Origin of the sequence: Winogradskyella ludwigii, assembly GCF_013403985.1 — a bacterium.
GTDB lineage: Bacteria > Bacteroidota > Bacteroidia > Flavobacteriales > Flavobacteriaceae > Winogradskyella > Winogradskyella ludwigii.
Genome location: NZ_JABFDF010000018.1, coordinates 1 through 2,298, shown reverse-complemented (window position 1 = coordinate 2,298; position 2,298 = coordinate 1). Strand labels below are relative to the sequence as shown.

Below are 2,298 nucleotides of genomic sequence, written 5' to 3'. Positions count from 1 at the left end.
GCCCTCCTGCGACATGAGTCATTTTGGTTTTAAGAGGCATTCTACCACTCATTGTACCTCCTCTTGACGGTGCACAACTTGGTGCTGAAGCATAGGCTTGTGAAAAATTAGCTCCATTCTCAGCCAATGCTAACATATTAGGTGTTTCCCAAGGAACAACATCACCAACATCATTTAACTGAGTGTCCTGCCAGCCTAAATCATCTGCATAAATAAAAACAATATTTGGTTTAATTATCTCTTGACCATTTATTTGTGTTAAAAAAAGAATGCTGAATAATAAAAGTAGCGTCGTGTTTCTCATCATGAAATTAGTTTAGCCAAAAATAGAGTTTAAAGAGATTTAGATTCTACTATATTCAATCAAAACGTTTCTCATATCTATCATTTCATATAAATAAAAGAAGCACAATAGGTTTTAACGCTATTGTGCTTCTTTCAATTTGCAATAATTTTAACTATTAACTGCAATACATATTAATACGCTATCAAATTGAATAACCTAGAAACTAGTTGTTTCAATTGGTTATAAATTTATATAGAGTAGAAAATAGGTGTCTAATAACTTTAAAATCTGACGATTACTTTAATAGTAAAGTAGTCGTTAGATTTTAATTGTAAAAAATGAACCTTACTCTTTTAATAATTTTAAAGTCGATTTACTACCATCTTCATGTATGACTTGCAAAAAGTATAAGCCTGTTTTGAGTTCTGAGATATCGATGTCTTGATACTGATTATTAAATTCGTATGCTTTAGCTCCATGTACACTATACAATATACCTGATGCTACGGATTTTGAAAGACTAAAAGTGCCTTTAACAGGATTAGGAAATAACTTAAGTGTTTCTCTAGCCTCTATCACCTCATTAACACCTAATGTACTTAAATCTAAATGGTATGTAACAGCGTAAACTCTAAATCTTGGTGTAGTATCTATAGTAGCATTGGAAAGGTTAGTTACTAAAAACTCCATAGTTTGCGCCGCTTCAGTTATTGTTGTTGGCATATCAAATTCATAATATAAATCAGCTGTACTGTTAGTACTTATGTATTCAAAACTCTGGGTCTCACCACCAATGGTAACATCAAAGTTTGCCGTATCACCTGCAAGTGACCGCACTCTAAATACTATCTTTTCACATAATACAGATTCAGTAGCTTTAACATTGATATTAAAACCATCGCCTCCGCCTTCTGTTCTCATTTGTACAAATGCACCACCTGTAGTAGTATTTCCTATCAATTCTGCATATACATCTGTACTTTCTGGTTCAAATTGTTGTTCTTCTTCCGTTGTATTAAGCGTTATTTCACTAAGTGGTTGTGTAGCTCCTAAAACATTAAAGAAGAGATCTACAAATCTTACTCTTGGTGTTAACCCACTTGAATTAGAAAGTGAGGTTGTTATGACCTGTATTTCTTTAGATGACTGTGTAAATGTCACTGGAGTATCAAATTCAAATAATTCTGGAGTATTATTATTTGTACTTGTATACGTAAAACTTTGTGTTTCTCCATCAATAATAATATCAACATTTACAGTATCTGCTGATTGAGATATAATTCCTAATGTAATTTTATCACAAGTTATAGTTTCAACATCTGCAGGAGCTTTTACATAAAATTTTGCTCCATCTCCGCCTTCTTCAGTCCTTGCTTGTAAATAAGCTGTACCACCTATCGTTGTATTCCCAATTAACTCAGCATATTCATCTACTACTTTAAAAGCTTGTTCTCCAACAGCGTTAGCAAGTATTATCTTATGAGGGTTAAATATTGATATGGCATCCGATATGACTACAAAATTATTTTCATCTATTAACGTAAACACAACTCCTGTAGCTACTTCTGGCACATCGGCTGTAATCACGTTACCATCTATGGTTGCAGGAAGTTCAAACCATTCTTCTTCTGGTGTGTCTACTTCTTCTATCCTATAAAGCAAATAAGCGGTTTCAATAATTGCATCTCCAGGATTAGTAGTTAGGGTTGCTGTGGCTACACCTGTATTCTCATCATAAACTGTTGAAGTTATAGAAGGAACAATATCTTGATTAACTAAAGGATCACCATTATAATCTGGATTAAAATGTGGTATTCTTGTATCATTTTCAGCTAAAAGAGTCTCTAGTTTTAAGATCATTTCATTTTTAAGCGATACAGGCATCGTATCTATAACATCAAACATCTCTTCTATATCACTGTCAGATCCATCGTCATTATATAATTGGTAAGCTTTATAATAATCTCCGTTATCATAGATTTTATACAATTTATAATTTCCACTTCTAATTG

The 2,298-nt window shown here is 32.8% G+C and carries 2 protein-coding genes; both read right to left on the bottom strand.

The genetic code is table 11. From position 1 onward, the window contains the following. Positions 1 to 307, bottom strand: a 307-nt coding sequence (locus tag HM981_RS17335; protein ID WP_179340060.1) for a sulfatase-like hydrolase/transferase, incomplete at its 3' end; no start/stop codon positions are given. 324 nt (positions 308 to 631) lie between these two features. Next, a partial coding sequence (locus HM981_RS17330) for a T9SS type A sorting domain-containing protein (protein WP_179340059.1) occupies positions 632 to 2,298 on the bottom strand: 1,667 nt, incomplete at its 5' end.